At 58.2% G+C, this 21,512-nt stretch carries 16 protein-coding genes and 3 pseudogenes; 8 read left to right on the top strand and 11 right to left on the bottom strand.

Annotation, left to right across the window (positions count from 1 at the left end; genetic code table 11):
* The first annotated feature begins 192 nt into the window (after positions 1–192).
* From B0G83_RS34470 to B0G83_RS34460, 3 genes are all read left to right on the top strand, one after another.
* Positions 193–831, top strand: a complete 639-nt coding sequence (locus B0G83_RS34470; RefSeq protein WP_105511772.1) for an FMN-binding negative transcriptional regulator — start codon at positions 193–195, stop codon at positions 829–831.
* A 195-nt stretch (positions 832–1,026) separates the two neighbouring features.
* Entirely contained in the window at positions 1,027–2,034 is a 1,008-nt protein-coding gene (locus B0G83_RS34465; RefSeq protein ID WP_105511771.1) for a molybdopterin-dependent oxidoreductase, read from the top strand.
* 191 nt (positions 2,035–2,225) lie between these two features.
* Entirely contained in the window at positions 2,226–3,281 is a 1,056-nt protein-coding gene (locus B0G83_RS34460; RefSeq protein WP_105511799.1) for a carbon-nitrogen hydrolase family protein, read from the top strand.
* 462 nt (positions 3,282–3,743) lie between these two features.
* Here B0G83_RS34460 and B0G83_RS34455 read toward each other — a convergent pair whose 3' ends face one another.
* The 7 genes from B0G83_RS34455 to B0G83_RS34425 form a co-directional block, all read right to left on the bottom strand.
* Positions 3,744–5,165, bottom strand: a complete 1,422-nt coding sequence (locus tag B0G83_RS34455) for a M20 family metallopeptidase (RefSeq protein WP_105511770.1) — start codon at positions 5,163–5,165, stop codon at positions 3,744–3,746.
* A 42-nt stretch (positions 5,166–5,207) separates the two neighbouring features.
* Positions 5,208–6,395 (bottom strand): M20 aminoacylase family protein, encoded by a 1,188-nt coding sequence (locus B0G83_RS34450; RefSeq protein ID WP_105511798.1) that lies wholly within the window; start codon positions 6,393–6,395, stop codon positions 5,208–5,210.
* An 11-nt stretch (positions 6,396–6,406) separates the two neighbouring features.
* Complete coding sequence (locus B0G83_RS34445; protein WP_105511769.1) at positions 6,407–7,642, bottom strand: diaminopropionate ammonia-lyase; 1,236 nt, start codon at positions 7,640–7,642, stop codon at positions 6,407–6,409.
* 555 nt (positions 7,643–8,197) lie between these two features.
* On the bottom strand, positions 8,198–9,328 hold the full coding sequence (locus B0G83_RS34440) for a Xaa-Pro peptidase family protein (protein WP_105511768.1): 1,131 nt from the start codon (positions 9,326–9,328) through the stop codon (positions 8,198–8,200).
* Positions 9,329–9,350: 22 nt separating this feature from the next.
* Complete coding sequence (locus B0G83_RS34435; RefSeq protein WP_105511767.1) at positions 9,351–10,514, bottom strand: Xaa-Pro peptidase family protein; 1,164 nt, start codon at positions 10,512–10,514, stop codon at positions 9,351–9,353.
* A gap of 32 nt (positions 10,515–10,546) precedes the next feature.
* On the bottom strand, positions 10,547–12,076 hold the full coding sequence (locus tag B0G83_RS34430) for an amino acid ABC transporter permease/ATP-binding protein (RefSeq protein ID WP_105511766.1): 1,530 nt from the start codon (positions 12,074–12,076) through the stop codon (positions 10,547–10,549).
* 45 nt (positions 12,077–12,121) lie between these two features.
* A complete protein-coding gene (locus tag B0G83_RS34425) occupies positions 12,122–12,961 on the bottom strand; it encodes a transporter substrate-binding domain-containing protein (protein ID WP_105511797.1) in 840 nt (279 codons plus the stop codon).
* A gap of 193 nt (positions 12,962–13,154) precedes the next feature.
* Between B0G83_RS34425 and B0G83_RS34420 the strand changes: the two genes are divergently transcribed.
* From B0G83_RS34420 to B0G83_RS34410, 3 genes and pseudogenes are all read left to right on the top strand, one after another.
* Positions 13,155–13,616: an Lrp/AsnC family transcriptional regulator gene (locus B0G83_RS34420; protein WP_374954966.1), complete on the top strand. Its 462-nt coding sequence runs from the start codon at positions 13,155–13,157 to the stop codon at positions 13,614–13,616.
* Positions 13,617–13,875: 259 nt separating this feature from the next.
* Positions 13,876–14,372: pseudogene (locus B0G83_RS34415) on the top strand (IS6 family transposase).
* A 584-nt stretch (positions 14,373–14,956) separates the two neighbouring features.
* Complete coding sequence (locus tag B0G83_RS34410; protein WP_146120338.1) at positions 14,957–15,247, top strand: hypothetical protein; 291 nt, start codon at positions 14,957–14,959, stop codon at positions 15,245–15,247.
* Positions 15,248–15,410: 163 nt separating this feature from the next.
* Here B0G83_RS34410 and B0G83_RS34405 read toward each other — a convergent pair whose 3' ends face one another.
* Positions 15,411–16,922 (bottom strand): CoA-acylating methylmalonate-semialdehyde dehydrogenase, encoded by a 1,512-nt coding sequence (locus tag B0G83_RS34405; RefSeq protein ID WP_105511763.1) that lies wholly within the window; start codon positions 16,920–16,922, stop codon positions 15,411–15,413.
* 107 nt (positions 16,923–17,029) lie between these two features.
* Here B0G83_RS34405 and B0G83_RS34400 point away from each other — a divergent pair, with 107 nt between their 5' ends.
* Complete coding sequence (locus tag B0G83_RS34400) at positions 17,030–17,974, top strand: LysR family transcriptional regulator (protein ID WP_105511762.1); 945 nt, start codon at positions 17,030–17,032, stop codon at positions 17,972–17,974.
* A 300-nt stretch (positions 17,975–18,274) separates the two neighbouring features.
* Here the strand turns inward: B0G83_RS34400 and B0G83_RS34395 are convergent.
* Positions 18,275–18,448, bottom strand: a pseudogene (locus B0G83_RS34395) (DMT family transporter); the annotation flags it as partial.
* A 289-nt stretch (positions 18,449–18,737) separates the two neighbouring features.
* Between B0G83_RS34395 and B0G83_RS34390 the strand changes: the two are divergent.
* The gene (locus tag B0G83_RS34390) at positions 18,738–19,412 is read left to right on the top strand and encodes a hypothetical protein (protein WP_105511760.1); all 675 of its coding nucleotides are present in this window, start codon (positions 18,738–18,740) and stop codon (positions 19,410–19,412) included.
* 83 nt (positions 19,413–19,495) lie between these two features.
* Here B0G83_RS34390 and B0G83_RS34385 read toward each other — a convergent pair whose 3' ends face one another.
* Both B0G83_RS34385 and B0G83_RS39635 read right to left on the bottom strand, forming a co-directional pair.
* Positions 19,496–20,722 (bottom strand): PLP-dependent aspartate aminotransferase family protein, encoded by a 1,227-nt coding sequence (locus B0G83_RS34385; RefSeq protein WP_105511759.1) that lies wholly within the window; start codon positions 20,720–20,722, stop codon positions 19,496–19,498.
* A gap of 410 nt (positions 20,723–21,132) precedes the next feature.
* A pseudogene (locus B0G83_RS39635) lies at positions 21,133–21,354 on the bottom strand (hypothetical protein); the annotation flags it as partial.
* Positions 21,355–21,512 lie beyond the last annotated feature (158 nt).

The raw sequence follows: 21,512 nt of genomic DNA, 5'->3' as shown, positions 1-21,512 counted from the left end.
AAGGGCAAAAGATGTCCACCACCGGAGAATTGCCGGGAATCGCGCGTGCTCCTCTTGGCCCGCGCCCCGATGCTGCGATTGGCGTTGCCAATGGAAGGCCATACCTCCCGGAACGCCGCAATACCCATAAACGTTCGCGTGAAAAGATGGATTCATTCTCTTTCTGCGCCCGCATCCACAGACCGAGCCGACATGTATCTACCCTCCCACTTCGCCGAGTCCCGAACCCGCGTTCTGCATGAACACATTGTCAAACGCTCGCTTGGCACCCTGTTCACGCATGGCAGCAACGGACTCGATGCGAACCACATCCCGTTTGATCTCGCAGCCAACGAAGGGGAACTTGGCGTGCTAAACGCGCATATCTCACGAGCGAATCCCCTATGGCACAACGTCCTGAACGGCGATGAAGTTCTCGTCGTGTTCCAGGCAGGAGACGCCTATATCTCGCCAAACTGGTATCCGACCAAACAGGAATCCCACCGGCAAGTGCCGACGTGGAACTACATTGTTGTTCACGCACACGGACGTGTGCGCTTCCGCGACGACAAAAAATTTGTACGGAGCGTGGTTGCCAGACTCACTCGCGCACATGAAGCGTCGCAGCCAGTCCCGTGGAAGATGAGCGACGCGCCGGCAGACTACCTCGACGAATTACTTCAACGTCTGATCGGACTCGAGATCGAGATCACCCGCCTCGTCGGCAAAAGCAAACTTGGGCAAGACGAAGTAAGACGTGACGCGCAAGGCGCTGGCAATGCGCTCGTGCAGCTCGGAAACCACGAAATCGGCGACGCAATGCTCGCTCACGCTACAGGTAAACCGGAGTAGCGCTGGCGCCCTCGCGTCGCGCGCATGCCAGGTCACACGAGTTGCGGTCATCGCGTGTTGCAAAAATGCACGCCACCGTGCGGATTCGCCTGTTTTCGGGATTCCACCGGCAATGTAATCTTGATGCCCAGGGATGTGCGGGTCGACGCCCGTTTCGGCAACTGACACACAAGACGCGGACTGGCGAGGATAGCGATGCTCGAGACAAAACTAACGGAGTCCGGAGAGGTGACGCTCACTCGCGAGGGATACGCGTTGCGGTATCCCTCGCGTGGAGTCGCCGACCTTACGTCCTACGTTACGGACGACGACACGCTGTTTGTTGTTACGCACATGGCGCTGGCAAGCGTTCGACCCGAGACCTGGCGCCTTCACATAGGCGGCCTGGTGGCCCGTGCAAGAACGCTCACGCTGGCGGACATTCTGCAATTGCCGCAACATGAAATTGTCTCCGTGCATGAATGCGCCGGCAGTCCGCTCACACCGAAGGAACCCAAACGGCGCGTGGGCAATGTTGTGTGGTGCGGCGCGCGGTTGCGCGACGTCCTGGACAGTTGCGATCTTCTGCCTGAAGCGGCGTTCGTCTGGACTCAAGGTCTCGAATGGGGCGAGTTCGCCGGTCTGAAAGACGAACCATTCGTAAAAGATCTCCCGCTGGCGAAGGCGCTTTCGCCGGAGGTCCTGCTGGCGGTGTCGATGAACGGAAAGCCGCTCACGTCGGACAGGGGCGGGCCGGTGCGGCTCGTCGTTCCAGGTTGGTATGGAACGAACTCCGTGAAGTGGGTCGGGCGGATATCGGTGTCGAGCACTCGCGCGCCCGGACCGTATACAACCCGGTTCTATAACGACATCACCGCGACGGGAACGAAACCGGTCTGGGAGATTGCGCCGGAGTGCGTGATTGTCTCGCCAGCCGCTGACGCAATGATGCGAGCCAACCACGAGTTTCGCATCACTGGATGGGCGTGGGCGGAAGCCGGTGTGTTGCGCGTCGAGGTCAGCGTCGACGGCGGACAGAACTGGCTTGCGGCGAGGGTTGACGCTCGCGAGGGATTCGGGTGGCAATCGTTCTCGATCCCCGTGTCGCTTGGACCGGGAAAACACACGCTGTCCTGCCGCTGTTTCGATGCCAACTGCCAAGGGCAACCCCAAGCGCACGCGCGTAACGCCATTCATTCCATCGAACTTGCGACAACGGAATGACTTGCAGTCCCGAAATGGGACTCGAACGTTAGGGTCGAGACCGGATTGGGCGTCGACCCGGTTCGACGCCCACAATACATGATCGGAGAAAGCCTGATTTATTAGGTATTCCTATCTTTATGCAGGTCCAGGTACACGCGGTCTCCAGACCGCAGATGCGAGTTTTCCATCGAGCCACTATCGAGCACAACATGACACTTCCAACCGTAAAAGTCGCAGCCGCACACGCCGCCTCCGTTTACATGAACGCACCTGCCACGGTGCAAAAGGCGCTATCCCTTATCGAGGAAGCAAGCAGAAACGGTGCCGAACTGATTTCGTTTCCTGAATCCTTCATCCCTGGGTTCCCTGTATGGGCGGCACTGTGGGCGCCAATTTACAACCACGAGTGGTTCAAGCGCATGGTCGGGAACAGCATCCACGTCGACGGTCCGGAAATCGCGCAGATCCGGGCTGCGGCGAAGCGATGCAGCGTTTTCGTTTCGATGGGCTTTAGCGAAGCCACCGACGTCAGCGTGGGCTGCCTGTGGAACTCCATCATCCTCATCGGCGATGACGGTCAAATCATCAATCATCATCGCAAGCTCGTTCCGACGTTCTACGAGAAGATGGTCTGGGCACCCGGCGACGGCTTCGGACTGAAGGTCAGCGGCACCAGAATTGGCAAGATCGGCGCGCTCATCTGTGGCGAGAACACAAATCCCCTCGCCCGGTACTCCCTCGCGGCGCAGGGCGAGCAGATTCATATTTCCGCATGGCCCGCGATCTGGCCGACACGCCCGCCCGGCTCCGGCACGAACTTCGACAACCTCGCGGCAAATCGGATCCGTGCAGGCGGTCACTCGTTCGAGGCGAAGGCCTTCGGGATTCTGAACGCAGGATTCATGGACGACACCATGCTCGACGCGCTCCATTCGAACGGCGACAAGCAGGCACGCGAGGTGCTTGAGACGACGCCCCGGGCAGCGACACAATTCCTCGACCCAACCGGCGCCGTGATTGGCGACACATTGCAAACCGAAGAAGGCATTGCTTACGCGACCTTCGACCTGGAGCAGTGTGTCGAGCCGAAGCAATTTCATGACATCGTCGGCTACTACAACCGGTTTGATGTCTTCGATCTTGTGATCGACCGTCGACGACTGAGCCCTGCCACATTCAAGGACAAGCGAGCGATGGAGCGCACCGTACCGCCAATTGCTGAAATATCCGCTTTCGATGGGGCTGGTGAGCGGGCGGAGCGTTAGTCAATTCGTGATACTGCCTTGTTCGGGCACTGGCAGGTTCATACCGCAGCGCAACTCCCAGTATGGCAGGTCGGTGCCCGAGGGTGCTGAGGCTCGCGATCGGGACGTCAGAGGGTTTTATGACCATAGCGTTGCTTTAGACCTGTTACAAAACTCCCTCCCCGGGGCAAAAGCTTCCGCCTCATCACCCCTGCTCGACTGCGCTCGCGCACATGGGCTGCGCCAGTTTCAGGTCGTAGGCGTGAACAACGGGCGACGACATCAGGCCGCGGGGGCCGCTTCTGCTGCCTGCCTGTCGCCGGGACCATGACGGCTGCTCCGCTCCGAACTCGCCGCACTCTGGACCGAGACGTATGGGGCTTGTTGTCGCGGGTCGCTTGACGTCCAGGCGGCAGCGAAACGATGTAGATCTGCCGTTCTTCGCTCAGGGACGTGCAATGATTCGTTCGGCTGTCGATCGGTTCAGTGCCTGATGGTTGATGCTATCGACGCTGCCGCGCCTTCGCCGAGATCCCACCACACGCCTGCCATTAATGCGAGTGCTTCACGCGCGACCGAGGCAAGGAGGTGTTCATTCGGCGCATGCTGCGAACAGGCGGGATACGAATGCGGAATCCATATGGTGGGCAAGCCAAGCGTCTGCGCGAATACAGCGTTAGGCACGGTCCCACCAAGGTTAGGTATAAGCGCCGGACGCTTGCCAGTGGTGCGCTCGATCGATGTCATGGCCCAATTGACCCAGGGATGCCTGACGTCGAGACGAGTTGCCTTCGATATCGACGTCACCGTCACCTGTACGTCGCTGATCCCGCATTCCTTCAGGTGATTCGTAAGGTGCTGTCCGGCGTTCTTCCAGTCCGTTCCAACGACAAACCGCATCTGACAGTAAGCCTTGGCAGTCGGGGGAATGGAGCCGACCGGAGCCTCGGGGTTACCCGCGGTAAATGCCAGAACTTCGATTGTGTTCCATGCGAGAACCCGTTCCGCGATTGTTAAGTCGGGCTGCCCCCAAGCAGGATCTATATACGGCGCATTACTGTCTTTGCCAATCTCAATACCGGCAATTGCATCGCGCACGGCGTCCGGTATGGGCGGAGGCAGCAGCTCCTTAACCAGAAGTCGGCCGTTGTTATCGATGATTGATGAAATTGCGCTCGCCAGCACAGTTGCAGGATTTCGAAGGATTCCGCCCCAGTTCCCTGAGTGATGCCCCCCTTCGCGCAGGGCCACCGTCAGTTCAAAGTTCAGTTCGCCTCGCGATCCCAGGAAGACCGTCGGCCGCTCGGCGGACACGCGCGGACCATCGGACGCGATGAACAGGTCGCCGGCGAGAAACCTCCGTTCGGAAGCGCACAGCGCGTCAAGGCCCGGTGAATCAATCTCCTCACCGGTCTCGAAGATCACTTTCACGTTGTAGCCGAGCTTGCCTCTGCGGGCCTTGATCACTGCCGCCAGTGCGGCCAGGTTGATCGAGTGTTGCCCTTTGTTGTCCGCGATCCCCCGACCGTACCAGCGATCGTCTTCCACCACGATGCGCCACGGCTCCAATCCGGAGCGCCATTGCGCATCTTGGCCCCGCACTACATCTCCATGCGCGTACGTGACTATTGTAGGCAGTGATTCGCTCTCCCACCGCGAGGCGAGCAGAATTGGCGCGTCCGCGCCAGAAGGATTGCGCACGCACCGCGTCTCGAACCCCAGCCTTTGCAGCGTGGGGGCAATCTCATCGGTGAGATATGACAGCAAAGTCCCCGCCTTGGCAGAATCCTGGCTTTCCGTCCGGTAGTGTACGCGTCGGTCAAGGTCGGCCAGGAAATCGCCGGAGTCGAAAACCGCCTCTGCCAGCCTGATGGCTGTTTGCCGGTCACCTGTCTCGTTCATCATGTCCTCGTACCAAGTCACGGTTGTGCGGAATACGCTGGGTGCCTACCTGCCAGCAAGCGCCACCCGGGCGACTTCTGCGAAGTAGCGAGCACCCATATCAAGAATGTCGTCGTTGAAATCGTAAGCCGCGTTGTGTAATGGAACATTGCCGCGCTGCGACTCATCCCCGTTACCGATGAAAATGAAGTTCCCCGGCACAACCTGAAGGAAGGCGCCGAAGTCCTCGGAGATCATCATCGGTTGGACGTTAGCGTCGACCTTTTCTGAACCGGCTACGTTCGCGGCTGCGGTTACCGCTGTGTCTACGAACTCTGCGCTGTTCACGGTCGGGGCGAACTCATGCGTATAGCTGAAGTCGCACTCGATACCGTTCGTGCGGCCGATACCTTCGCTAATCTCACGCATCCGGGTTTCAAGAAGGCGCTGCACTTCAGGGAGATAGCTACGCGTGTCCCCCTTGATCGTCACTGTCGATGGAACCACATTGCGAAGTCCATCTGTTATGAACTCGGTGCAAGAGATAACGGCAGAAAGACTCGGGTCGAGATTGCGCGAGACAACCGTCTGCAGCGCAAGCACGATCTGAGACGCGACGACGATCGGATCGACGCCCATATGCGGACGCGCGGCATGCGTGCCTCGCCCCCGGACGACGATGACGAAATTGTCCTCGCTCGCCATAATTCCGCCTCGGCGGGTCGCAAAACTGCCTGCAGGCATGCCTGGCATATTGTGCGCGCCGAAGATCGCTTCGACCGGGAAGCGCTCGAACAGTCCATCCGCCATCATTGCTTTCGCACCGCGACCGTGTTCTTCACCGGGTTGAAAGATGAACCGGACCGTGCCATCGAAATCCTTACTTTCAGCTAGCAGCCGCGCGGCCCCTAGAACCATGGCCATGTGCCCGTCGTGACCGCACGCGTGCATTTTGCCCGGCGAGCACGAGGCGTAAGCCCGACCAGGTGCGTTTTCGGCGATCTCCAGTGCGTCCATGTCGGCACGCACGCCGATGGCTCGATGACTGTTGCCGACCTTAAGGTTGGCAACCAACCCCGTGCCACCGATATTGCGATGTACTTCGAGGCCGAGCGCGGAAAGAATCCGTGCGACATAGTCGGAGGTCCGGACCTCCTCAAAGCCCGTCTCCGGGTTCCGATGGAGGTGGTGTCGCCAACTGCGCAAGCTTTCCTGCAACGGACGGCCGAACGCGTGATCCAGTTCAACAGTCATATTCATCACTGTCACCGTACAGCGCAGCCCTGCAGCCACTCCTGCTGCCGCGCCAGCACCGATTGAGCGGATTCTCCAACAAGTTCGGAGTAGGTGTTCGGTGCCGTGGCACCTTCCGTACTGATCACCAGCACCCGCGATTCGGACGTCAGGCCCACCTCGCGAGCTTGCTCCGGGTTTTGCGCCAACACTGTCACGCCGGCGTATCCCGCAGCGCCGGATTCGCCGACAACCAGCGGCGCATCCCTTTCAGTGCCTCGTGCCAGTGTTTGCATCGCCTTCACCGCGTCATCGTCTGAAATCGTCATGAAATGGTCGACGCATGGTTCAAGGAACTTCCATGCGAGTGGAGAAGCTTCGCCACAAGCCAAACCCGCCATCACGGAGTCGACCGAGCCGGTGGCCGTAGTCGCGTAGCCTTCGATTGCGCTCTGATAGAGGCAATCCGCCTGTTGAGGCTCAACCACGATGAAAGTTGGGCGTTGCACACCGTAGTGCTCCCAGAAATACGTCGCAATGCCAGCCGCGAGGCCGCCAACGCCGCCCTGCAGGAACACGTGTGTGAAAGGAGCCTTCGATGGTGAGCTTTCCAGCTGTGCGACAACTTCGTCAGGAATGACGCCATAGCCTTGCATGACATCGCGCGGGATGGCTTCGTATCCTTCATAGGAAGTGTCGGACACGACATGCCAGCCGTTTGTCTGGGCGAGATGCGCTGCATGTTCCACTGATTCGTCGTAGTTGCCAGAAATCCGGATGATCTCTGCGTTGTATGCAGCAATCGACTTTTCACGCTCAACGCTGACATTGGCGTGCAACACGATCACGCAGCGGCACCCAATGGCTTGAGCCGCCGCCGCAAGGGACTTTCCGTGATTACCATCGGTCGCACTGATCACAGTGAGACCTTCAAGCAGGCCGGAATAGCCGCCATTGATCAATACTCGTGGATCGAACATCGCTTCTGAGCTCCACAGCCGAGCGATAAGGCGCATCAACGCCACGGGAGCGCCAAGCGCCTTGAAGCTGCCAAGAGGCGACCGCACCGACTCGTCTTTGAGACACAGTTGTGCAATCCCGAAAGCTTCTGCTGCGTCCGGAAGATCCCACAACGGCGTGACCGACCGGTTTATCTGATTCCAGTGTGAGAGCCAGATACCGCTTTCCTGCGCTGACTTGATATTCATCACTGCGCGCAGGTCGTCCGGATAGGCGCGGCGGGACGCTTGGGGATTTTTGATCAGCATCGCTATCTTTACTCCATGTGAGGTGCCGAACAGGCACGCGATTCTTCCGTGACAGCCAAAATGCTTCAATAGGCGACACGTGTCAGTCACAATAATATTTCATCACCCCGGCAACTACGTCTCTATTAACGGGGCTAAGATGCAAATTTTTATCGTCGTCGGCTTTGATCACTCTCGACTCATTTGATCGCATGCTGCCCGCACAAATACAGCGAGATTCCAAAGCGCCACAGGGCGGGCTCGGCGCGCGGGTTCAATCTCTGGGGCTGCGGCCGTCCCACAGGTGATGTAAAGGCTGTGTGAACGGTGGTCATATGACCGCTACGCGGCCCCATTTCTTCTCACGAGCTTCACCACGATATGAGGGCCGTCGCGAATGTGTAGGTCGAAAAACAAAGCGAGCAGATCGATTTGCCCGATGCCACGAAGCACGCGTTCGCGGGGAAAGGTTGAGCTTGATATACCGACGGTTTAAATGAGAGTCAGCAGTCTGAGCAAACCACAGATCCGGGAAGAAGGGTCGCGCCAGTCTTCAGGCCTGGCGCCGCCTGTTTCTCATCGTTCGAAAAGAACGCGGGGCGAACGCGTCAATCGTTCTCCACCATCCTTCCTGACGACTACCGTCTCACTTAGCGCGATCCCTGCCGCTGAGGTATAGACATGAAACACCATGCCCGCTTCGAGTTTCCAATCAGCTTTCGGATTGAAGCAACGATGAAGATCGCTGGTCCGCTGGGTGGTGATCGGGGTCAAGCCGAGCGTGTATCCAGTGATGTTCTCGTAGGTTTCACGCAGGCCGGCCTCGATCACTCCCCGTCGAACAATGCTGTCTATCTCGGATGCAATCGCTCCCGGCCGCATTGCTTCGATCTGCCGATCCTGAATCTCGGCAAGCAACGCCGTTATGCGCTTCTGTTCAGAACTGGCACCGCCCACAGCGACACAACGCATGATGCGAGCGGAGTAGCCCCGCAGGCGCGGCAAAAGCTCGATATGAACCAGGTCTCCGGCTTTCAAGGGCCGTTCGGGCATGAATCCATGCAACGAATCCCATCCTGTAGCGACCGTAATCGGACCAATGAATCCGTCGTCGAACCCGAGCTTATAAACCTGTGCTGCTGTCTCGGCTGCAACGATGCGAGGTAGTACACCCTCACCGATGGAAGAAACAGTGTGCTTCAGCGCCTGGTCGACAAGCGCAGAAGCTCGCCGCATCAGTGTAATTTCTTCTTCGGACTTGCAGCGGCGCAGATCCCACAGTGAGCGGTTCAAATCGCAGATATCTGCGCGCGGAAGAAGCTCGCGCAGGTCCCTCATCCGCGCAACGGTAAATGAGTGCGATTGAAAATCAACCGCCACACGCTCAAGTGTGAAATTCAGCGTTCGGGCAGTTCCCACCAAAAGCGGCAGTGGATCGTCCCAATCAAGAAAGCCAACAATGTGTTTGAACCAGCTCCGCTCCTTCGCGGGTGCCATGTCCAATTTCCTCACGAGCAAAACCGGCTCGCCGACAGCCGGAACTGCACACGCGCGCCAAAGGTTTTCGGTCGTCCAGTAGCCGGAAAGCCAGCCCATCATCTCCGGCTCGTCCAGGATTGCGACGTCGATCTGCTGCGCGCGAAGTTCTCGTTGAATTAATTCAAGTCGGTTGCGGTATTCGTCGATAGTGAAAGCAAGGTCCGTCATGGTTCGTCCTACGTCTAAATGCTCAATTGATGGCCCACATCTCTCGCGGGGCCCGAACGGTCAGGACGTCGGCAAAACCGTCCTCTGTAATGGTTATGTTCTCTTCATGGACAATCATCTTTCCTGGCTCGTACTCCATACCAGGCTCGATGGTGATGACCATGCCAGGCTGCAGCACTGCCTCGTCCGCCACACTGTTTGACGGAGGCTCGGTAACCTGAAGGCCAAGTCCGTGACCGAGCCGTCCGACGTTGTTGCCGCGCATACCAGCCCCTTCGAGGACTTCCATCATCGCCTTCCAAAGATCCCGGACCTTTGTGCCGGCTCTCGCGGTATTGATCCCAACTTCAGTTGCGACCCAGACTGCATCGTGAACTCGACGAGCATCGTCCGAGATTTTTCCGACGGCATAGTTGCGATCGAAATCGCAAAAATATCCATCGATGGTCGCGCCGACGTCGATAATCAGCACATCGCCGTCCCTCAACTCACGCCGGCTTCCGCGTGCGATGATCTGATCGTATCCGCCAGGCCCCGATGCACACGCCACGTACGGCACCGTGTGGGCACCACGCAAGAGAATATCCACCGTCAGATCCCGAGATGCCTGCGCTTCAGTCACCCCCAGCTTCGCAAATTCCGGGACCGATGCGAAGGAGCGGCTGACGATCTGACCGGCCTGACGGATTTTCTCGATTTCGGCACGTGACTTAATGTTGCGCACTTCCCAAATGCAAGGCGACCCGTCAACCGCCTCAGACGTCAACAAGTCGCGCAGCCGCAGAAAATCGAGTACCGGCATTCGCAAGGCGAACTCACGACCTAGCTCGAATCCAACCTTTCCGAAGCGGCGGGCCCGATCGTTCACAACGGATGCGAGAAGCGACACGCCCTCGTCTTCGGGCCGAGGCGAGGGCCATGTCTCCACGCTGCCCGCTACACACTGGTTCACGACAACTTCAGCAATGGACGGGACAATCGCGATGGTCGGTCCACTCGCTGGAATAACGAGAAACCAGGGACGGGTGGGGCTTTCCCAGAACTGACTGTCCAGACCTGTGAAGTAACGAAAATTCGCAGGCGTCGTTAGCACGAGCGCATCCAGTTGCGCTTTGCACATAGACGCCTGCGTTCGTTCTAAGCGAGCATCAAACTCGCTTACCGGGAATGGCAAAGAGGTCATCATTTTTGTTCCTGTCGAGGCCGAGAGGTCCGTTATCAAGCCGTTGCCGTGACGTGCTCGTGCTCTTCCCGGCATCCCTTCAAGAAGCGGACCACGCGGGAATCACGCGGCATCGCCTGGTACTGCGCGGGCGTCATGTCGTGGGCAACGACGCCACCCTCCATGAAGAGAATTCGATCGGACACTTTCATTGCGAAGTCGATTTCGTGCGTGACGATGATCATCGTCATGCCTTCCCGAGCAAGGTCTTCGATGACACGCAATACTTCACCAACCAGTTCAGGATCAAGCGCCGACGTCGGCTCGTCGAACAGCACGATGGACGGCTCCATGGCCAGCGCGCGCGCAATGGCAACTCGTTGCTGTTGGCCTCCGGAGAGTTGGTGCGGATACTTGTACGCATGCGCCCCCATGCCCACCTTGTTGAGCAACTTCAGACCATGGCGCTCCAGCATCTCACCCTTGAGTCGGGAATGATATTGCGGGGCCAAGGTAACGTTCTCCAGGACGGTCCGGTGAGGAAAGAGATTAAAGCTCTGGAACACCATGCCGATGTGCAGAATGCCTTCGTGATAAGCGGCACGCGACTGATGGGAGCTTTTGTGATTCGAGAGGAACGGCTTGGTGTTGAGTCTTACTTCACCGTCGTCGATCAATTCGAGTCCGTTCAGCGTTCGAATCAGCGACGTTTTGCCCGATCCGGATGGCCCGATGACAGAGATCACTTCGCCCGTCATCACCTTCAGGTTGATCCCTTTCAGGACATGGTGGCTGCCGTAATGTTTATGGATATTCGCTGCCTCGATAGCGGTCGTTGGCTTGCGGTCGGGCACAACGATCGGGACTACCTTTTCCGCGACGGCCGCGTCTCCGGTATGAACGTCTCCGCTTCGGCGCGTGAAATCGAGGTGTTTCTCGACATAACTTAGGAGATACCCGAAGACCGTTACGATGAGGACGTAATAGACCGCCACAGCGAGCATCGTTTCCAGAACTTTGAAGTTCTGGGTATACAAGCGCTCGCCGACGAGCAAAATTTCCTCAAGCGAGATAACAGACACCAGCGACGTCAGCTTGACCATGCTGATGTACTCGTTGATGAGGGCCGGAAGGGCGACACGGAACGCCTGCGGCAGAACGACCAGCCGTTGGAGACCGATGTAGCCAATCCCGAGTGCTTTTCCAGCCTCAAGCTGACCCTTATGAACGCCGGCAAGACCGCCCCGGTGGATTTCCGCTACGTATGCGGTCTCGCTGAGTGACATGGCTATCAGCCCGGCCCAAAACGCATTGGAGAGAAACGAGCCCGTCCATGGAAAAATCTGCGGAAGGTTGTAGACGAAAATCAGCAACACGAGCAAAGGCAGGCTGCGGAAAAACCAGACGTAGCTGCGACACGCCCATGAGAGTGGCCGCCACGTGGACTGCTTTCCGAGAGCGAGCAGGAAGCCTGCCACAATGCTGATGAGCCATGCGGCCAGACTCAGTTTGATGACCAACCATACGGCGTTCCAAAAGTCTGCGAGGGTCAACAGCGAGAGAGCGTAGTGCCAGTCGAAAATCATGGGGTGTCTCCTACAAAGTCAGCCGATTGCTGTCAAGGAACCTTATTACTGTGCGGTTCCCATCGCCTTGGCGATTTCGGCCTCGGTCGGTGCAGCAACGTTGTATTTCTTCAGAAGCGCCTGATATTCGCCCTTTGCCTTCATCTGAGCGATTGCAGATTCGATTTGAGACTTGAGTTCTGTGTTGCCTTTCTTCATCGCGAGTCCACATACGACGGGATCGAGCGGACCGTTCGACGTGATCTTTAAACGGCCGCCGGACTTGTCGACGATGAGGCCCGCGATCGACACGTCTTCGTACTGCGCGTCGATGCCTTGCGAAAGGATGGCTTGAGCCGTCTCAGCGGATGTTTCGTACTCGCGCACCTGAACGGCCGGTTTGCCTTGAGCAACGCAAGCCTTATCTGACGCGGCATTGATGTATTTGATCCATGCTGCGCCCTTGATCGAGCCGATTCGCTTTCCGCACAGATCGCCAACGGTCCTGGGGTTCAGCCCACCCGTTGAGCTAACCATGATGGAACCGCCGGTCATAAAGTACGGCACGAAGTCGACGACCTTGGTGCGCTCCGGCGTGACGTACAGGGCCGATGCAACGATGTCGTAACGCCCGCCCGTAACGCCCAAAATCAGATTCGCAAATCGCGTGTCGACAAACTTCGTCGTGTCGTTCATGTAAGAGGCGACTTTGCCAACAAACTCCGGATCAAAGCCGGCCGGTTTGCCGTGATCGAGATAGGTGTGAGGCGGCAGCGTCATGTCGCTGCCTACCGACAGCACGCCGGGAGTCAGCGTAGCCGCAGCGTTCGCGGCGCCGCATGCCAAGGCAGACGCTGCGGCAAATGCAGCCAGTTTCAGTATGCCTGCGGACGAACGATTCTTCATGCTGGACTCCATGTGTGTCGCGTGGAAAAGCAAGCGCTGCCGGTACACGATGAACTGGAGCGAGGATTCGTCTTCAGCCAACCGGTGTGATATAACGCCTGATGAAGAAAGTTTATTTCGCCATGGAATTTAAAAGTTATCTATTTTTGCGAGTTAAACGAGAAAATTTCTCATGCCTACCCGCCGATCTAGCTTGGAACTGGACGACTTCGATCTAAAGATTCTGGAGATTGTGCAGCGCAACAACCAGACTCCCCACCGAGAAATAGGCCAGCAGATCAATCTCTCAGTGCCGTCCGTCGCGCGGCGTCTGCAACGCTTGCGGGGTACGGGGGTGATCGCGTCGGATCGCAGTGTCTTAAACCCCGACGCTTTGGGGACACGAATCACGGTCATCGCGCACGTGTCCGCCGAGAATGAAGCCATCGAGTTGTTAGACGAGATGCGAGCCCGATTCGAAGCGTGCGAACAGGTCCAACAGTGCTACTACGTCACCGGCGACGTCGACTTCATCTTGATTCTTTGCTGTCGCGATATGGCTGAGTACACGGCTTTGACTCGCTCGTTGTTCTTCGCTGAAGGAAACGTCAAGAGCTTCCGTACTTTCGTTGCGATGGAGCGTGTCAAGATAACCCTCAATGTTCCCGTCATGTAGGCGTCGTGGTTGAGCGAGCCAACAAGTCCAGCCATTCGTCCTGCCGTCTGTCACCTACGCGGCAGCCCCGGCTTTACGCTAGTTGGACACGAGATACTCAACTTCTGGTCTGTGAGGTAAGGCCTGTACGCGCATCGATGGATCTAGCGGCCGCACGCGAAAAACTGGCAGACTGAGAGTCACTGCCTCACGAGCATAGCGTGACGTGCTGGCGTGGCATTGATAATCATATAGCCGCCGGGTTGGGTAAGATGTTGCGATGAAAAAGACGAAATCGCTCTATCACGGCCACCGTTTTCCCGCCGTCGTCATCAGCTGCGCGGTTCGCTGGTATTTCAGGTTCAGCCTGAGCCTGCGCGACATCGAGCAACTGCTGTTCGAACGGGGCGTCGTCGTGACCTACGAGACGATCCGCTGCTGGTGCGAGAAATTCGGCGCGGTGTTTTCCCGTCAGACCAGGGCCGCCCGACCCAAGCCCGGCAGCACCTGGCATCTGGATGAGATGTTCGTGGCGCTGCGTGGCGAGTCCTATCTGTTGTGGCGTGCGGTCGACGAGCATGGTGCCAGCTTGACGTGCTGGTTCAGAAGCGGCGCGACAAGCCGGTGGCCAAGAGCTTCTTCAGGCGGGTGCTGCGTTCAAACCCGATGCCGTGCAAGATCGTGACCGACCAGTTGCGCAGCTATCCTGCCGCGAAGGCGGAGATCCCGGAGCTCGCTCACGTCAGGCATGTATTCGTCAAGGCGGCAGCGCGTTAACAACCGCGGAGAGAATCGCCACCAGCCCACCCTCCGACGAGAACGCCAGATGGGGGGTTCGCGACCCCAAACGCACGCAGGCATTTCTTTCCAGCTTCGGACCGATCCGCCAGTACTTCGCGTTGCCCAGACACCGGATGAATGCCTCGTGTCATCGTATCGAAGTCAAGGCGCGCTTGGCGGCATGGCAACGCTGGAGTGTGGACGAAGCCTGCATCAATACCAAGTGATTAGGAAACCAATACACTTTCACTCCGATTCATCTGGTATCCGCCAACCTGACAATGCCCTCTGACGGCATCAGAGTCCAGTACGGGACCGGTCCCTGACCCGCAGGTGATCTAGGACGAGATTCGCGACGCAAACGGCCGCTTCGGCAGCGTCTACACGGCATCTCGATCGATTTCGGTCGGCGGGCCCCTACCGAGCTTGGCGCGCTGAAGTTCGATTCAGGCTATCAGTATCCGGGCGCGCCGGAATCTTCTGACGCAGGCTATTGCGGTAGCGCAACGCCGACGCCGCGGCTTGGGGGCGTCTCGCTGCCCACTGCGGTCGATCCCGTCTGGCTCGGCGTGACGGGGCAGGTGAATCCTGCGACGCTAACGGACGCGGTCTATCACGCGAACGCAAACCATGGCAACGGCAATGCGCCGATGTTCACGCTCGCCGGCACATACGGCCTGTCGAAGCAGACGCTCTTGTGCTCGGAAGTCGGCTATCTTCGCAACAACGCAATCTCGAATCGGGGCCTGAACGGCGGCCAGTATGGCGCGAACACCATCGACGATCCTGCTTCTGGCGGCACGTCGAGCAGCGAACCGCGTTGCGGCCATAGCCAGTTCGCTACGTTCGCAGGCAAAACTGTCACGTTCTAACGTATCAGCCAGCCCTACCCGGTTCGGTGCGATACTCGTGGCCTCCGATCGCGCCGGGCACCACACATCGGCGGAAATGATCTAGCCGCCTGGAAACGGGCAAAAAAGCGCCACGCAGTAACATCGCGCGGCGCGTGACTGACTAAAGCAATGCGCGTCGGCCTTACTTCGCTGTCGGCATCGCGAACTCAGTGCCCTTTTCGATGCTTTCCGGCCAGCGTTGCATGATGGATTTTTGCTTCGTATAGAACCGGACGCCTTCTTCACCGTACGCGTGCGTATCGCCGAACAGGCTGCGCTTCCAGCCGCCGAACCCATGCCAGGCCATCGGAACCGGAATTGGCACGTTGATGCCGACCATGCCTACCTCGATCCGACGGCCAAATTCGCGTGCGATATGACCGTCGCGCGTATAGCATGCGACGCCGTTGCCGAACTCGTGCGCATTGATCAGATCGACGGCCTCAGTGAAATCGTTGACGCGAACGCACGCGAGAACCGGTCCGAAGATCTCTTCCTTGTAGATGCGCATGTCAGGCGTGACGTTGTCGAACAGCGTGCCGCCGGTGAAGAAACCGTCCTCATGTCCCTCGACCTTGAGACCGCGCCCGTCGACCACCAGCTTTGCGCCTTCGTCGACGCCCGTCGCGATGTAGCCCTCGATGCGCTCCAGTGCCTGACGTGTGACGATAGGGCCCATTTCGGCGTCGGGCTCCATGCCGTTCTTCACGACCAGGTTGCGTGCGCGTTCGGCCAGGCGCGGAATGATCTTGTCGGCGACGTCACCGACCAGAACCGCGACCGAAATCGCCATGCAGCGTTCTCCGGCTGACCCATATCCGGCGCCCACCAGCGCATCGACAGCCTGGTCGAGGTCTGCATCGGGCATCACCACCATATGGTTTTTTGCACCGCCGAGTGCCTGTACGCGCTTGCCATTCCTTGCGCCGGTCTCGTAGATATAGTTTGCGATCGGAGTGGAACCTACGAAACTCACAGCCTTGACTTCCGGATGGGCGAGCAGCGCATCGACGACGACCTTGTCGCCTTGAACCACATTGAAAATGCCATCGGGCAGTCCTGCTTCCTTCAGCAACTTCGCCATGAACAACGAAGCGGATGGGTCACGTTCGCTCGGCTTCAGGATGAAAGCGTTACCGGCGGCAATCGCAACCGGGAACATCCAGCACGGCACCATGCACGGGAAGTTGAACGGTGTAATGCCGGCTACAACGCCGAGAGCCTGACGAACCGTCCAGTTGTCCATTCCCGTCGAAACCTGTTCGGTATAGTCACCCTTGAGCAATTGCGGAATACCGCAGGAAAATTCGATCACGTCTATGCCGCGTGCCACCTCGCCCTGTGCGTCGGAAAACACTTTGCCGTGTTCGGCTGTGATGATCGCGGCCAGTTCGTTGCTATGCCTGTTCATCAGTTCGAGGAAACGCAGCATCACGCGGGCACGGCGGATCGGGGGCGTGTTGCTCCACTTTGGAAAGGCGGCCTTCGCACTTGCGACCGCCGTGCCGACATCGGCCACCTCGCCCAACAACAACTGACGCGGACGCTCGCCCGTCGCAGGATTGAAGATGGGCTGGGTTCGCTGCCCCGACCCACGGACTACTTCACCGTGAATGAAATGCGCCACATCGGCCGTATCGTTGAACGCTTGCATGTCGACTCCTCTAGTTTTGGTTTCGGTGAAGCAGTGTATGAAGAACCATTGACCCTGCAAAGGCGCTAAGATTGAAATGACTGTTTTGAATAGTGAACAATACACTCATGGATATCGAAAAGGTCGAGGGCCTCTGGATGCATTTGCACTGGTTGACTGTGCTTGCGGAACAAGGAAGCTATACTGCCGCCGCGGCTCGCCTCGGGGTAAGCAAGGCGGCAATGAGCCAGCGCATCGCGGAGCTGGAACGGGTCGCGGGCGTTTCACTGGTGCAGCGAACTACGCGTAGCGTGCGCTTCACCGAAGCCGGACAGCGGCTCGTTGAAAACATACGGGGAGAGTACGAACACATCGCGACCAGCTTCGCGACAGTCCGGGAAATGGCCGGCGTGGCACGCGGATTGATCCGGGTGACAGCGCCTGTGGCATTTGCCCGACAGCAACTAGTACCGAAAGTGTCGGACTTTCTGCGGGCGAATCCTCAAGTCCGCCTGCAACTGGAAGTGTCCGACCGACTCAGTTCGATTGCCACTGAAGGATTCGATCTCGCAATCAGGCATAGCGCACAGGTACCCGAAACACATGTCGCCTGGAAACTGTGCGAAACACGCTCTGTGATCGTTGCGACGCGGGCGTACATCAGGCGGCGAGGCCTTCCAGAATCCCCCGCGGACCTGGCGTCTCACAGTTGCCTGTTTTATCCCCGTGCGCTAGGTGCGGGAATCTGGTCATTTGACCGCAAGACCGCACGCAAATCAGATGCCGGACCAGTCACGGTCACGGTAAACGGGCAGTTTTCAGCCAACAACAGCGAGGCTTTGCGAGACGCCGCGCTTGATGATATGGGCATCGCACTCCTCCCTGACTTTACCGCCGAGATGGCCATTCGAGCAGGCAAACTCGTCGTCCTTTTGCCGGATTGGCGCCCCGTTGGGGCCTTCGCCGAACAGCTCTATGTCGTACGACCCTACGCGCCTCACGTGCCGCGTGCCGTCGCACTGTTCGTCAAGTATCTTCGTGAAACGTTTGCTGGGGGCTTTTCAGTCCAATAGCGGCGTCAACAACGGCAACGGCGTTCATTAATCCTCTCGAGGAGGCTACAAATTGACGGAGGACGGCCGCCTGGGCTCTGATGTGATGGACGACTTCCGCCCTTCAGGGTTCGGCATATGCCAAAGTGGATAAGTCGTGACTTCCACGGCAAAGGAGCATTCATCATGAAGATAGCCACTGTCGGACTATCAGGTGCAAAAATGGGATGGACCATAGATTTGGTACATTAATGCCGTTCGGTTCTGGAGGCCCTTAATCATGCCCACCTCCCCGAAGGGAGGGCGTATCCATTCCATCTAGGCGGTGCCGAGCGGCAAATGGCGCAGGGCCACGCCAAGAAGCCAAAAGGTACCGAGAGCGGTGACGACCGTGAACAGGGACGGCCAAAGGGGCGTGAAGCCCTCGGACGATTTGAGACCCGTGGCCCACGCGATCTCGAGCAAATCGGCGATAACGAGAAGAACCCAATGCAACGCGAATACTCTCCAAAGATGGGGCCGTCCCGAGATATGGCGAGCATAAGGTCGTTCCGATACTCGATGTGAGGCCGTCCACACACGAGAAAAGTCTAACAGCACATTAAGCAGAATCGGGACGTGTGAGTTCAACTCACCACGAATGTCATATTTCATCGCTTTTCTTCATATTTTCGTTTTTCTATAATGACTCCCCGTGACGAGGCAAACTGCTCGACATTCACTGCATCAGTGAGGCAGGAATACAGTATATCGTGGCGCTATTACCGGTTCGGGGCAAAAGATATTGGATACGTTAATCAACCTGGAAGAGGCGGCAAATCACCGCGCCGCCTCCATCCTGGCTGGCAATTCGCCGATCCCACTCCAAGACGGACCCAAGTGGATAGGAAGGATTGCGAGCGAAAAACAGAGAAATGGGGCGAGCCTCGGTTACCCACTGCAGGCCAACATCTCGGGCCTGTTGCTCGCGATGGCGCCTGCCAATGTGATTCTGAACAGCATCGAGCCGTACGAGAACGGCTGGCTCGCCAAGTCAGCGCCAGACAGCGATGGGCGGCACGACGGATATGTCTACATCGACCGCCGGGAATTCATCGAAATGGTCGGCGTATTGCACGTTGGGCCGTGGCTGACGGAATCACGGACGTGGTGGCCCGGTGTCTACGAGTTACAGCTAGTGAAACAACTCCCCACAATAGTCAGGCAACTCATCAGTCAGCTCCATCTGCCTGCCCCGCTCTATCTCTTTATGAACCTGGTCGACGTATGCGGCACAGCGATCGTTACTGAATCCGACGACGGCATCGAGCGCCCATTCCCGATACCCGCCGATCTAAACAAAGTGAACTTCACCCCGGTTCTTCTGGACATGTTGACCTATCACGAGTCGGTCGTGAATTCCCTCAACAAGATCCGTCGCGTTATCGGATTGAAGAGCAGCCGGCCGTTTTATCTCTGAACAAACATGGCGCGAAGATATCCACGATGTCTTCGCGCACCGCGCAGCTCCGCTTCAATGGCGGAGCATCGTGGGCGATCGCGTTACTTCGCAAACGTCGCGTCCAGCGCTGCGGAGATATCTGCGATGAGATCGTCCGGATCCTCGAGGCCGATCGACAGACGCAGGTGACCGTACTTCTGAAACTCGGCAGGATACTTCTCTGCCCCACCTCGGCCGTCGCCGCCGACGTGAACAATGAGCGTCTCGTCATGCCCGAGCGATACCGCGGAGGTAATCACGCGGAGATTCGCGACAAAGCGGTTCTGAACGTCCCGGCTACCTTCGACGGCGAATGCCATCATCGCACCGAAGTCCGTGCCGCCGAACTGGCGAACCGCCACTTCGTGCTGAGGGTGCGACGCGAGTCCGGGGAACATCACATACGCCACGCGAGGATCCGAGTCGAGGAAGGCCGCGACTTTCTTTGCCGACGACAACTGGCGCTCGAAACGCAGCGGCAAGGTCACCGAGCCCCGCATGATCAGCCAGGCGTTAAAAGGCGATATGGTGCCGCCCAGATCGACAATCGCGTTGTGCTTCAGCTCACGGATCAACGCCGAGCGGCCGATGACAGCACCGCCCATCGCGTCGCCGTGGCCGTTGATGTACTTGGTCAGCGAATGAACCACGAAGTCGGCGCCATGCTCTGCAGCCCGATACATCGGCGCTGGCGTGAACGTTGCGTCGACCGACAACATCGCGCCACCACGGTGCGCGATCTCCGCTACTGCTTCGATATCTGCAACCTTGGTCGTCGGGTTTGCAATCGTCTCCGTATGGACGAGCTTCGTGTTCGCTCGCATCGCCGCCTGGACGGCCGCGAGGTCGCCCATGTCGACAAAGGTCGCCTCAATGCCGTACCGCTCAGGCAGAAGCTCTGCGAATAACCGCCACACCGCTTCATAGGTCACGTCACCGAGCACCACATGGTCGCCGCTCTTCAGGAACGTGAAGAAAATTGCGTGAAGCGCTGCAACACCGGTCGCGAACACGGCTGCTTCTTCACCGTGCTCCATTGCGGCCAGCTTCTTCTCGAGACAAACCTGATTGTGGCCGGCATTGCGCGTGTACGTCAGGCCGTCCGGGCTCGACCAGTCCATGGTCGATGGATCTTCAGGCAGCAGATACGAATTTGCCATCACGATCGGCGTGCGCACCGCACCGGTCGTCGCGTCGGCTACGTTGCCGCCGTGGACAGCCTGTGTCGAAAACGACAAGGTCGACAGATTCCCTTTGTCCGGGCGTTGTTGCTTGCTATTGGTTGACATGTTCCACCTGTGCACAATGAATGGGAATGCATTCCCGGGTTAGTCGTTCGACGCCAATGCCTCCGTGCCGTACTCGCGTTGTTCGGCTCGTCCACTGAACGTCAATTCGCCGTTTGCAATGGCCTTGACGCGCTTGCGTACCAAGTGCCAGCCAACGACCAGCGCCGCACCGTAGAAGGGAACGGATGCGATAGTGTATGTCCCTGACCGGATAGTCGAACGCGATCAGCATGAGAATGAAAGCGCAGAACACAAGCGTCGCGTAACCGTTGTACGGGGCGAATGCCATCGGAATTCAGGCCGATCGACCAACCCGGCTCGCGACCATTTCGAAGCTTGATGTGGCACAGAATGATGGTCGCCCACGAGCCGATCAGCAGCACCGCTGTCCGCGTGATTGCAATTCCGACGCCGTAAAACTTGCGCGCATAGGAAACGAAGGACGCGGTCGTCGGCCGGTACATCACCAGCTCTCCCGACGCCCGAATGATCAGCCACGCGAAGAATCCACACACGGCGTACACGAAAAACAACGAGGGGCCGGCTGCTGCCAGGCACGCGCTCGCACCCATGAACGATCCGCTTTCAATCGCGCCGTCAATGGTAATCATCTGTACCTGGCGCGCCCGCAACGTCTCGTTGTCGGCGCGTATATTCTGACTCACTAATGCCGCCTCCTTCCTTTGTTTGCCTCCCGAACTCGACCGGTGGTGCCGATCGACTTCCGCCTACAAGCAAAGCGGCTCACCAATGTGCAGTGAGCCGCCGGGGCAAACCGTCTGCTGCGTAA

Origin of the sequence: Paraburkholderia sp. BL21I4N1 (assembly GCF_002973525.1) — a bacterium.
GTDB lineage: Bacteria > Pseudomonadota > Gammaproteobacteria > Burkholderiales > Burkholderiaceae > Paraburkholderia.
The sequence above is the reverse complement of the archived record's forward strand: the minus strand, read 5'-3'. Positions and strand labels throughout refer to the sequence as shown.